An 11,713-nucleotide genomic window follows, 5' to 3' on the forward strand; every position below is an offset into this window, starting at 1 on the left:
TGTTCTTGTCACGCACAAACATGTTCTTGCGATACAGGGGAGGACAGATTTTTCCAGCCCGGGGAAGGCCGGGTGCATTGCCATGCCTGTTCTCCGTCCATGTCTCGAGACGCGTCATGTACGATGACACCGCTCCGTAGGCGTGACTAATGGCCGCGCGCCGCAGATAGCTTGGAAACTTGTAAAATTCCCTTGCAAAATCATAAGGCGTATCCGGCCTGTCCTTTGTCCGAATGCACAGCTCTTCCATTGCCTTGGTCTGCTTGTGTTCCGGCATTTCCTGCACAAAAATGCTGCCCCAGTTTTCCTTCATGCGCTCAATGAAGTAGTTGGTGGCCTCACGATACAGCTTGAGTGTATCGATAAGGAGCCTGGAGATTTGATTGCTCTCGGCAATTCGAACATTGTAGCTGGAGAAGATCTGCATTGTGCCGTCCTCCCTGCTCATGCGCAGAACAGGTGGAAGATGATAGGACTTGATATAGCAGGCATGTCTCCTTTTGACAATAGAAAATTGCTATTATGCACAAAAACCATTGATCTTTGTTTCTTTTGCGTTTACAGGATGTTATACAAGCTACTATAGGGCAACCTGCCTGCGCATTCCCCACTCTTATGAGTGGGGAATGCGCAGGCAGAGTTGGGTCAAAGAGGGGCGCTGGCCCAAGCAGTGTGTTGCTCTTCGCGTCCACAAGAAAGCCGAAATTTCCCAGAAGCCTGTCAGTATTGAGGATGATGGCGTCAAGAACGAGCATGTCTTCCAGAGCATCCCTGAAGTTCTGTCCAAGGGTGCTGTAGTAGTCCAGGACAGCCTGCATTCCTCCGCTTTTCACGACCTCCCACAGGCACGAACGAGATGTCCTTGCTCGTGAAAAGCTCGCATCTGGAGCACAGGGTGCCTTTCCAGCGTGTGAGCGTGTAGGGGATGGCATGAACTCCAAGTACCTGAGCTATCTGCCAGGCGTAGAATTCGGAGTAGGGCTCGTTGCCCGTGTTCGAGGCACCCTCTGTGCCGCCCTTGTAGAGGAAAACCCTGCCATTCTGGCGTCGCCAGCACTTGCGGAGCATGCCGTTGGTTGTGAGCTCAGGGCTTGAGACAAGGGAGCTTCGTTGCCTTGAACCGTATCCTGTGAAGGCAATGGCGGCCAAAACCTTGCTGAACCTGTGCTCGTAGAGATTGCATTCGGCAAAAGACCGGCCAAAGCCCTCGGGGACGATCCAGTAGCTGTCGTTTAGGGAAAGCGCGCGACTGATATTGATGATAGCCATGGTAGAATTCACGCCCAGGCCAAGCCTTGCCAGAAGGGAGTGTACATAGGCTCTGTTGCGCGGGATTTTTCGCCGCCTGAGCCAGCGGGCAAGGCCGCTGGCACTTGTCCCCATTCCCATGGGCAAAAGAGGAAGAGCGTCTTTTTCAATACGGTAGTCGGTGATTTCCGGGAGATCCCCAGTGTCGCGGGCCTCAAAGCGCACAAGAACCCTGTCGAAGAGTTTCAGAATGTATGCTGGCATGGGTGTTCCTCTCGCAAAGCGGGTTGCGTCTATTCGGCCACGAAGAGCCCCAGCCCAAAGTGGGCAAGGCTGCCCAGGGCAAAGGGCACAGGAACAGGCTCGGCAAAGCGCAGGCGCAAGCCGAAGGCCTGCTGAAATCCTTCTCCCTTGCGCTGCGTCCTGAAGTTGGGCCAGGAAAAGAGCGCACCGTTTCGCACAGAGAGGAACGGCAAGGGCTCGATCTCCACTGGTTCCGGCAAGCCCTGATCCCTGCAGGCGCGGCGTGTTTCCTCCTGTACCCAGTCCCACGGCGATCCCTTGCTCGGCTTGTAGTGACGTCCGAAAACAACTGGTGTCGCGCTTATCACAGTCCTGGCTGTGGGAAGCTCCTTCTCTGGTAGACAGTGCAGAAAGACGAGTTCAGCCAGATCGCGTTGTTCGACCCATATCTTGCGCAGGTCTTCCAGGGCATAGCGCTCATCCTGTGTCGGAGTCCGCGGCAAAAAGATGCGCACGTGATCTATCTTGCCGTCCCTGTCCGTATCGCAGGGCCAGTAGTAGGCGTGCCGATGCCCAATCAGGGGCGTGCCGTCTGCGTCCTTGCCGCTGAAAAGCTGCGAAACGCGCGCTGGATCGTTGCCGCAGCACTGTTTGTGGCGGCTCATGAGAGCCGCCCGTACGCGGTCGGCCAAAAACAGGGTCTGCGTCACCTTGAGCAGGGGCATGGAGCGGATGGCGTAGGTCACGCAAACGGGACCTTCCTGGGTTGAGGGCTGCGGGACAGAGGGGTGTTCCTCTACTGTCATGGCATAGGTACACTGTCCGAGAAGGGGGTGGCGGTTCCAGCCGTTTTTGAGCAGGGTGCTTGTTGAAAGTGTCAGCGCCTCAAGCCAGGTGCAGTGGCGCTTTTTCCTGCCTGCTCCCGTGTAGGGAAGGTAGGGGAGCAGATCGTATTGCCTGGGCTCGAGGAGTGTTTGCACATGGATCATTTCCTCAAGCTGGACGCTGTGCGCGACAGGCACGCAGTTCCACGCGCGCCGGTCAGGCAAGCTGTCGCAAACCCTGGCACTTATCCACGATTCCGAACGCCCCAGGTACGGCAGGGACAAAAGCAGCTTTTCCAGGGTCCGCAAAGCCTCTGACCTTGCCATGGGAAGCTCCATATACATGGCGTCTTCCTTGCCCACGCAGACAAAGGCGTCCAGCACAGGCTGCCTCTCGAGCGGATTTTTGCCCTGATCCTGGTAGTATTTGACAGTCGATTTGCCGAAAGGGGGCAGGCTGAAGCGCGGGGAACCGCCAAGCAACAGCAGGGCGTCTTGCAGCTGTTCGTCACCGATATCGGCATGGCGGCGAAAGCGCATGTCCACAAGGGCCCTTGCCAGACGGAAGGGGGACGGAGGCCACTCGGGCTCTCCCTCGTTGACATTGCGGCCCCAGGCTGTCGCGTGGTAGCGCCCTGCGGGAAAAAGGATTTCGAGAACAGGCATCAGGCATCCCCGTCTTCTGCCGCATTGTCGTCCGTGTTCTTGCCCTTCTTGACTACGAGTTTGGCCTTCAGCTCCGTGACCGGAGGAGTGGCAAAGAGCTGGGCGCAATCGGCTATGCACTCTTGCAGCCGGGAAAGGAGCTCTTCTTCGCCAGGCAAAGCGTCGATTCCTGAAAGACGCAGCTCTCCTTCCAGACGAAGATCGCAGGCTGTGCGCAGGCGCAGCCCCCCGTGCAGGAGCCTTTGCATTTTGTAGATGCCAAGACAAGCCAGCAGCTCCTGGGCCTCATATGGAAGCCCCAGGCTTCTTATGCCGTCCATGTCCAGATTGAAGTAGGCGGTTATGCGTTCTGCCGTGTATTCCGTGCGCTGATAGGGCACATTGCCGTAGACATCCTTGTCATAGTCCGGATGGCGCAGGGCCCCCTGGGGATCGAAGCTGTTCTTGACGCCACCTGAGACGGCTTCGCGCACGTTTTGGGCTTCGATAAAGGCGGAAATGAGGCGTGGAGCCTTGATGCGTCCACCCTTCACAATGGAAAGAAACACGCCGTGCAAGAGGGAGTTCACATCGTATTTGAAGATGGTGGCATTGATGCGCTTCCAGTCCAGGGGCGTATTCTGGGAATAGCCAGCCTCCGCGCAAAATGCCTCCTGGAAAGCCTTGTCGGCCATGATGAAGGGCGAGGCCAGGCGATGCGGCTCCACCAGGGACGTGGTATGGAAGGGAGGCTTGTCCTGGCTCTGCAGCTTGGTCCTGACATAGGAGATGCCCTCGAGCTCGGGAATGACAGTGCCGCCTGCCGTGACTATGGTCTTTTCCAGACGGTTGGCCATGGATTGCGCAGATTCCACAAGCAGCATCCTTGTCCCGTCCGGCAGGGTATAGACGGCTGCGCCCAGATCCGCAAAGCCGGTTGGCTGGAAACGCTGTCCCTGTACAGGGACAAGGTCGGCTTCCACGAGTATGCGTCGAGATGTGCAACGATCCGCAAGCATATGAACTCCTTATCTCAGATGAAGAAGGTGAAGCAGGTGAAGCAGGGCAGAGCCATCCACTGGTACGGCAAGGCAGGCGAGAATCGCTGTCGGGGACAGGGAGCGGACGCATTCCGCAAAGGACTCTGGAAGGTACAGTCCGCAGGCGCCGGCGACACGCAGCCTTTGGGCTGCCAGAGAGCAGGCTTCCTCAAGGCGGCCTGCCTGTATCAGCCTTGGAATGCGCAGTTCCGGGTGGAGGCGCTCCCTGTCCAGCGAGGGATTTTTGGGAAGGCTCGTATACAGGAGTTTAAGCACTGCTACTGCATGGGGCAGGCGCTGCGCGACAAGGGGCTCCCGCCACCGAGGGACGGTTTTGAAGTCCTCGACAAGGGAAAAGGCGCGCGCAAGATCCTGCAAAAGGTTCCAGTCGATCCTTCCTTCAAGCAGGGGCACAAGATCGGTTGGGGCGAGTTTGATGGTTGCCTCAAGCGGGTCATCACCGTACCGGCTTGCCAGAAGCAGGCGTTGCAGAAAGATTCTGCCAAGGCCCTCGGCGGCAGTGCCCCTCCAGGGAACATAGTGGGATGATATCTGGTCCCAGCGGCGGAACGGGGCTTTGGGAGACACAGGGGCAAGATGGGCGCGAAAGGAGCCTAATGTGGCTCCTCTTTTCAGGGAGGCAAGCGCAGCCGCAAGGCGCACTTCGGGCCTTGCGTTGTCACAGACTCCAATCCAGTCAGAGGAGAGTCCCGGACAGGGTACAGCCAGAAGATCGGGCAATCCAGGAAGACTGTCCATTTGGGCAAGGGCTCTGCTCACAGCCTGAAAATGCTGAGCGTCCGGCGTGCGGGTACAGGCAAAGACCGCAGCTGCAAGCCTGCGCTTGGCCTTTGTCAGCGAGGAAGGCTCCTGTATTTCAAGACAGCGCTGTTCAAGCAGGCTCCTGATGGGTTCAAGCAGGGCAACGCGCGGCTCAAAGCGCACGGAGAGCCTGCCTGCAGGAAGCGCCACGTAGCTTTGCCCCCTGCGCTCCAGAAGACTGTAGCGCTCGAAGCCGTCGATTCCCCTCTCCACGCCCAGGGTTGCCATGGCGCTTGCGAAATCAAGGCCGTTGCGGGCTTGGCGCCTGCCCACACTCGCGCGCCCCTCGCCTAAAGTGCTGCGCACTTCCCGCAAGGAGGCAGGACGCGACCACAAAGGCATCCAGAGCTCCCCTCTGCTTTGATCGTGGAGCGAAGAAGAGGCAAAGCCTGCCGCCAGTTCCCGTACACAGAAGGGGAAGGACGCCTCGGCAGGCGCTTCGACCCCACGGCGGACAAGGGTTCCGGCAAACAGGAGCGAACCCTCAATGAGGAGCAGAAAGTCCCAGGGATTCACGGGCGCATCGGCGAGATCCGGTCCCATGGCCTGATTGCAGCCGCCGGCATGCCCAGGATCGAATTGTCCTGCAGGGGCCTTTGGCAGATTGCCCACGGCCTCGCCGAACAGGGCTGCTTCGAGAAAGGCCCGGCATTCGTCCTGCTCCAGGGAAAAGATCCTGGCAATGCTGCGCATGAACGTGTTGGAGTACTCGAGACGCCCCTCATTGCCGCCAGTCCCAAGCAAGGGGGCGAACACAGGTTTTTCCCAGGTCAGGATGGAAGCTGCGTCAAGCCAGGGAAGGCAGCACTCTGGCAGTTGGGCGCGACAGCGCTGCAAAAGGGCAGCCTTGCTGTTGCCGAGAATTTCCCTTTTCAGTTTTTTGGCGTCGCCAGGATGGGACGTGCTGTCGAGTTTTCTGAATTCCGGCCAGTTGCGTATGCGGGCGATGGTTGCCCGATACGCTGCCAGACGGGGATTTTCCGAGCCGGCTATGAAATCGATTCCTTCCCTGTTGTCTCCTGGATAGAAGCCGCTGCCCCCGTTCCAGGGCGTGACCACTGGTGTCGGTATGTAGGCAGTGAGAAAAAAGTCGCAAAGCTTTTGCCTGTCGACATCGGAAGACAGAACAAAGAGCCCGTTGCGCCAAAAACCACAGGCCCCTTTGTCCAGTTGTTCGCCAGTGATCCGCAAAATCCCCATAGCCTTGAGATAGGCAGCCAGGGGCCTTGATGTACAGCCGTGAAGCGCGATATCAGGCATGGCTTGTGTCCTCCGCGCTGGCCCGCCAGTCTGCAAGGCGCACGAGCGCTTCCCAAAAGGCCAGACGGAATGGTCCCCAGGTGTCCAGCAGATTGAGCATGCGCTCGGCCCAGCTGGCCCCGTTGTCCGAATAGCCTATATCCATGCAGGCAAGGGAAAGGCTTATTTCAGGCAGATCGTCGACTGCGGGCAATATGTCCTTTTCATGGATACCGCGCGCACTGCGAAGGCCTTCGTCCGCTGTCTGCTCGTTGGGAAAGGCTCGCAGGGAAAGGCGAATCTTTCCGTGGTGTGCTGCTGCCAGATACACGGTCAGATCGTCGTGCCCTGTTTGCAGCAGGGCAAGGGCCGAGGCCAGCTCGTGGCGAAAGCCCGGGCGGGCGTAGGGCAGCATTTTTTCGGCCTTTGCCCACAGCTTGCCTGTTTCGGCAGGCTGACACGCATCCTGGAAGACTTTGTGGGCCTTGCCCCAGTCGTGCCGCAAGGCTGCCGCAAGCAGTGAGGCAACACAAGTGGGCGGCACAGGATTGCCCAGCGCGAAGAGCAGTCCCTGCAGCGCAGAAAGTGTACGAGCGCCGTGTTCCTGCAGGCTCTGTCGTGTACTGTGACTCTCGGGATCGGCGGCGAGTCCTGCGGGAGCGGGCAGGGAGACACTTTGCTCGACAGGCAATACCTTTTGTGTGACATCCGCCTTCCAGCCCAGGCAGGGATCGTAGCCACCTTCCGTGTCCCTGATGAGGACGATTGAGCCTGGCCGCACACGCTCCGCTTCCTGCCAATTGTCGTCCAGATTGTCCCAGATCCAAACCTTGTATTTTCTTGCCTTGAGGAACTCGCGCATCTCGCCAAGGGGAACCGGACACAGTTCCTCACGCGCCGGCCCGGGCATGTCCAATGGAGGCGTTGCTCCTTCCCAGCTGCGCCAGAAGGCCTGCACGTCTGTGTCGTTGCTCTCCCTGATGAAGCGCGACACATCCGTGTCCGCTCCGGCAAGGTCCGGCGTGGTGTCGAAAAGATCAAGAATATCCGGCGCGCGCAAAGCTGCGCAGGCTTTGGGGGCGTCTGTGCAGTGTGGCAAAAGGATGGGCGCTGCGTCCTGAAGCTTGAGCAGTCTTGAGCGCGCCACATTGAGCTCGGCCAGCGTGTAGGGGAGAGCCGCCTTTTCCGTCTTGCAGGGTCTGTCCAGCCAGAAGATGCGGGCAGCGTCCAGTTCTCCAGCCCTGTTGCAGCGCCCAAAGCGTTGTACCAGGGATGACCAGGGGGCCACGTCCGTGACCAGGGTGGCACAGGATATGTCCACGCCTGCCTCCACTACCTGTGTCGTGACCACAATGCGTCCCTCTTCGCCAGGCTCGGCCAGCGCTTCCTCAAGGACGCGGGCCCTGTCGGCCGGACGGAAGCGGGAGTGCAGCAGGGACAGGGGAGGATGCTGCTTCTTTTTCTGGAGAGCCTCAAACAGCGCTGTTGCGTCCTTTACCCTGTTGCGGATCACAAGTGTCAGGGTTCCTTTGCGATGTTCTGCCAGGATGGCGGAGGCAAGCTTTTTGTCGTCTTCCGCAAGCTGGATGAGTTTCTTTGCCGCATGGATGCGCCGCTGTACCTGAGGGAAAATTTTGTCCTCTTCTTCCAGAGTCCTCAGAGAGGGTGTCGGACAGTGAATGGCAAAGTCGACGCTGTTCAGCCAGCCCGGATCCAGAGTTGCGCTGCACCAAAGGGAACGGCAGGGCATGGCGCATGAAAAGCGCCTGCGAAAGGCCTCCAGCTGGGTGGATGTGGACAAGCCCGCGCCCATGAGCTGAATCTCGTCGAAGACCCAGAACGCGTCATTGTGCAAAAGGGCAAAGTCCAGGGGGCAGCGAAAGTGGCTCATGGAATAGCCGCGGTTGAGGGCCCGGGAGAGCAGCTGATCCTGTGTGCCGACAAGGATAGCCTCGTCTTCGGGCCTTGTATCCCAGTCGCGGGACACGTCGCCACCCATAAGCACATGCACGGAAGGGGCATGAGACAGCAGGCCCTTGTCGAGCAGACGTTCGGTCCACTGGCGCACAAAGCCTTGCTGTCTGCTCCACAAGGACGCGCATGGGCAGGCACCAGACAAGCCTTCTGGGCGTTTGCGCGTCCAGATGGCGTCGCTTGTACAGCCAGGCCATGACGATGGCTGCGGTCTTGCCAAGGCCTGTGGGTATCTCCAGCACGTCAGGCCAGGCTAAGTCGGCCAGGCGCTGCTGATAGGGATAGGGGGGCACACCAAGAGCTGCCAAATACCAGTCTATGAGGGGCGGCATAAAACTCCTCTTGCTGAAGGACAGGGCTTTGCGGATCATGCTGTCGGCATTCGCGACAACCGGGATCTGGTGCAAAAATACCGTAGAGTCGTCGCAAGAACAACTATTTTGAATAAAAGGATTTTTTTGTGGGCGCTCCCCGGATGGGCAGTGCAAGGGATGCTTTTGGGGGAGGTTGTCGAAAATGGGCTTTACAACCCGCGTCAGGCCTTGGTAAAAACTGGTAGCGGTGTGTCCCGGGAGTAATCCCGGGCTCCATTGAAGGGCTTGCGCTGGTCCGACGTGGACTTGGAGAACGGTGTGTCCCGGGAGTAATCCCGGGCTCCATTGAAGGAGTTAATGCTCAATCACACCCCGTTGGACTGTTCGTGTGTCCCGGGAGTAATCCCGGGCTCCATTGAAGGGAGCCTGAGCTCGGGCCGCTCGGATATCGCGCAAAGGTGTGTCCCGGGAGTAATCCCGGGCTCCATTGAAGGACAAAGGTCATGGGCTAGGACATAGTCCACAACCGGTGTATCCCGGGAATGATCCCGGGCTCCATTGAAGGGACTTTGAAGATGAAACAGCCCGACTTGCCAGAGAGTGTATCCCGGGAATGATTCCGGGCTCCATTGAAGCAAGTATGGCCTTGCGCCCCAGTATGACGTTGCAGCGTGTATCCCGGGAGTAATCCCGGGCTCCATTGAAGGTCCTGCGTGGTGACGTATGCTCAACCCACGGGAAGGTGTATCCCGGGAGAGATCCCGGGCTCCATTGAAGGAGCAGGGGCGCGGTCAATGAGTATCTGGGCAAGCGGTGTATCCTGGGAGTAATCCCAGGCTCCATTGAAGCATGGCCGACGGCAAGCTTGTGGCCGAGGACCTCTTGTTGCATCTTGGGAGTAATCCCAGGCTCCATTGAAGCAGGAGATGGTTGACGGCCAGCACAGTCTTGCCAAGTGTATCCCGGGAGAGATCCCGGGCTCCATTGAAGTGTGCATACTCTCGGCAGCAGACTGGCATCTGGGGCGAGCTCTCCGGCACCATGAAGCTTTACGTGTATTGGGCGCCCGCCCCGCATGGGGCAGGCGCCCCTCCTCTTATGCAAAAAGTTCAGTTGAAAGGTAGCGCTCGCCAGTGTCGCAGGCAAAGGTGACAATGGTCTTGCCAGCGTTCTCCTCGCGCCTTGCAACTTCCAGGGCTGCGCAGACGTTGCATCCGGTTGAGATGCCCGCGTTGACGCCTTCCGTGAGCAAAAGCGTCCTTGCCGTCTCTATGGCCTTTTGCGTGGGCACGGTGAGGATTTCGTCCATGAGCTCGGGTTTGAAGATGTCGGGTATGAAGCCAGCACCTATGCCCTGTATGCCGTGGGGCCCAGCCTTGCCGCCGGAGAGCACGCAGGATTCAAGAGGCTCAAGGGCTATGAGCTTTACCTCTGGCTTTTTCTCCTTCAGATAGCGCCCTGTGCCCATGATGGTGGAACCGGATCCCACGCCGGCCACAAGGATGTCTACTGCACCTTCTGTTTCCTCGAGAATTTCCGGACCTGTGTGCAGGTAGTGGGCGTCCGGGGTCTTGGGATTGGAGAACTGGCCTATGAGAAGGCCCTTGCCTACTCTGGCAAGCTCCGCTGCCTTGTCCACGGATCCCTTCATGCCAAGGGCTGCAGGGGTGAGCACAAGTTCTGCCCCGAAGGCTGCCATGAGCTTGCGACGCTCCATGCTCATGGACTCGGGCATGACAAGGATGGTTTTTACGCCAAGAGCCCGGGCCGCCAGGGCAAGGCCTATGCCCATGTTGCCGCTTGTGGCCTCGATGATGGTTCCGCCTGGCTGCAAGCTTCCGTCATGGAGAGCCTCGCGTAAAAGGTGCGCTGCCACGCGATCCTTGATGGAACCTCCGGGATTGCGGTTTTCAAGCTTGAGCAGGACTTGTCCTGGCAAACCCCTGCCGAGTTTTTCAAGGCGAAGAAGTGGTGTGTTGCCAATGGCTTCGAGTACGGAAGAAAACATGTGGAACCTCCCATAATATATGAAAAAGCGTGTGATGGCTGTGGGGAAAAATCAGACTGTGGCCTTTGTGTGGCGGATGCGCTCACCCTTGTGCAGGGTGATAAGGGCCGCCTCTGCCGGGACTCCCAGGCGCAGGGCAAAGCCTGGCCAGAGGCTTGCGCCTGCCGTGACATAGAGCGCCATGCCGCCCACTTCGTACCAGCCCCGCACAAAGCCTTCGTTGGCCCTGGCTATGACGCGGGAGAGGCCAGGGCACTGGCCGCCATGAGTGTGGCCGGAAAGCTGCAGCTGAGCGCCAGTTGCCGCATTTGCAGGGGCAGAACCCGGCCTGTGGTCCAGAAGGACGCGGAAGGAGCGACTGTTGTCCTTGGACATTCCTATGAAGGGCGAGGTGCCCCTTGTGCCGCTCACCCGATCGTCAAGGCCTCCCAGCACTAGGTTTGCTCCCTTTTGGGGAAGGGGGATGGCTGTATTGTGCAAGAAGCGTATACCCTGCTCCTTCCAGATACGCATCCAGCGCTTGTAGTCGCTGTAGTATTCGTGGTTGCCCGTGCAAGCATAGACGCCGTGGGTTGCGGAGAGACGCCCAAAGAGTTCGGCAAGGCGTCCCCTCGGAGTATTGTCTGCGCTGCGCCAGGCAGGAGAGCCGTCCGCGAGATCCCCGCACAGGCAGACGAGATCGGGCTTCAGATCGTTAATGTTCTCGATGAGGGTTGCGAGGTTCTTCCTGCTGCTTAGGGGGCCAAGGTGCAGGTCAGCAAGCTGCACAAGGCGTGTGCCCTCCAGTTCCTCTGGCAGATCCGGCAGGGAAATATTCCAGGCATTGATGATGGGTGTTGTGACCGCATTTGCAACACCTGTTCTCGAGACAAGGCCAGCGGGCACAGCAACACTCATGCCGAGAGCCGTGCTTTTGACAAGAAAGGATCTGCGCGAGGGAAGGCGAGGATCGGTCGTTGTGATTTTTCCTGATTCTTTCCCAGCCTTTTTTTTGTCAGCAAGAAAGCGTTTGATACGCAGGCATAGCCTTCCAAAATCGACAAGGAGCAAGCCGAAGAAGAACAAAATCATGGTGGCAAAGGCCCAGATTTGTACTTCAAGGATTGTGGCCGAGACGTTGGGGCCCGAAAGTGATCCGAAGAGGCTGCGCTGTATGTTGTAGATCTGGGAGACGCCTATGGGCAAAAGCATGAGGAAAAGGCGCACAGGCCAGGGGTAGGGTGACCTGAAGGCCTTGTAGGCAAGCCAGAGGGCAGGCAGTATGGGGGCAAGGAAGAGTATGTGCATGGGCCGAATATCCTTGGGTGAATGTGCGGCCAATTGTGAGGAAAAGTTGGGGGCTTCGCAAGGGGAGGG

At 58.6% G+C, this 11,713-nt stretch carries 8 protein-coding genes; all 8 read right to left on the reverse strand.

Annotated elements, in window-relative coordinates:
- Positions 1–448, reverse strand: a 448-nt coding sequence (locus B5F76_RS13815) for a hypothetical protein (protein ID WP_204218429.1), incomplete at its 3' end; no start/stop codon positions are given.
- Between the two features lie 293 nt (positions 449–741).
- Positions 742–1,512 (reverse strand): hypothetical protein, encoded by a 771-nt coding sequence (locus tag B5F76_RS13820; protein ID WP_087355604.1) that lies wholly within the window; start codon positions 1,510–1,512, stop codon positions 742–744.
- Between the two features lie 29 nt (positions 1,513–1,541).
- Positions 1,542–2,981 carry a type I-G CRISPR-associated protein Csb2 gene (csb2, locus tag B5F76_RS13825; protein ID WP_087355606.1) on the reverse strand — a complete coding sequence of 480 codons (1,440 nt, stop codon included), beginning with the start codon at positions 2,979–2,981 and terminating at the stop codon, positions 1,542–1,544.
- Positions 2,981–3,979 carry a type I-G CRISPR-associated RAMP protein Csb1/Cas7g gene (cas7g, locus tag B5F76_RS13830; RefSeq protein ID WP_087355608.1) on the reverse strand — a complete coding sequence of 333 codons (999 nt, stop codon included), beginning with the start codon at positions 3,977–3,979 and terminating at the stop codon, positions 2,981–2,983. Before cas7g ends, csb2 begins: the two co-directional genes overlap by 1 nt.
- A 9-nt stretch (positions 3,980–3,988) precedes the next feature.
- Positions 3,989–6,082: a type I-G CRISPR-associated protein Cas8g1/Csx17 gene (gene cas8g1, locus B5F76_RS13835; protein ID WP_087355610.1), complete on the reverse strand. Its 2,094-nt coding sequence runs from the start codon at positions 6,080–6,082 to the stop codon at positions 3,989–3,991.
- Entirely contained in the window at positions 6,075–8,255 is a 2,181-nt protein-coding gene (gene cas3g, locus B5F76_RS13840) for a type I-G CRISPR-associated helicase/endonuclease Cas3g (protein ID WP_144268501.1), read from the reverse strand. The genes cas8g1 and cas3g overlap by 8 nt, the downstream gene beginning before the upstream one ends.
- 1,190 nt (positions 8,256–9,445) lie before the next feature.
- The gene (cysK, locus tag B5F76_RS13845; RefSeq protein WP_087355614.1) at positions 9,446–10,357 is read right to left on the reverse strand and encodes a cysteine synthase A; all 912 of its coding nucleotides are present in this window, start codon (positions 10,355–10,357) and stop codon (positions 9,446–9,448) included.
- A 51-nt stretch (positions 10,358–10,408) separates the two neighbouring features.
- Positions 10,409–11,644 (reverse strand): metallophosphoesterase, encoded by a 1,236-nt coding sequence (locus tag B5F76_RS13850; RefSeq protein WP_087355616.1) that lies wholly within the window; start codon positions 11,642–11,644, stop codon positions 10,409–10,411.
- Between the last annotated feature and the right edge of the window lie 69 nt (positions 11,645–11,713).

The sequence above is a fragment of the Desulfovibrio sp. An276 genome (assembly GCF_002159665.1).
GTDB classification, from domain to species: domain Bacteria; phylum Desulfobacterota; class Desulfovibrionia; order Desulfovibrionales; family Desulfovibrionaceae; genus Desulfovibrio; species Desulfovibrio faecigallinarum.

Bases quoted from the DNA above. Each gene is read 5' to 3' on its own strand.
- B5F76_RS13820 (WP_087355604.1), bottom strand. From the start codon at position 1,512: ATGCCAGCATACATTCTGAAACTCTTCGACAGGGTTCTTGTGCGCTTT.
- csb2 (WP_087355606.1), bottom strand. From the start codon at position 2,981: ATGCCTGTTCTCGAAATCCTTTTTCCCGCAGGGCGCTACCACGCGACA.
- cas7g (WP_087355608.1), bottom strand. From the start codon at position 3,979: ATGCTTGCGGATCGTTGCACATCTCGACGCATACTCGTGGAAGCCGAC.
- cas8g1 (WP_087355610.1), bottom strand. From the start codon at position 6,082: ATGCCTGATATCGCGCTTCACGGCTGTACATCAAGGCCCCTGGCTGCC.
- cysK (WP_087355614.1), bottom strand. From the start codon at position 10,357: ATGTTTTCTTCCGTACTCGAAGCCATTGGCAACACACCACTTCTTCGC.
- B5F76_RS13850 (WP_087355616.1), bottom strand. From the start codon at position 11,644: ATGCACATACTCTTCCTTGCCCCCATACTGCCTGCCCTCTGGCTTGCC.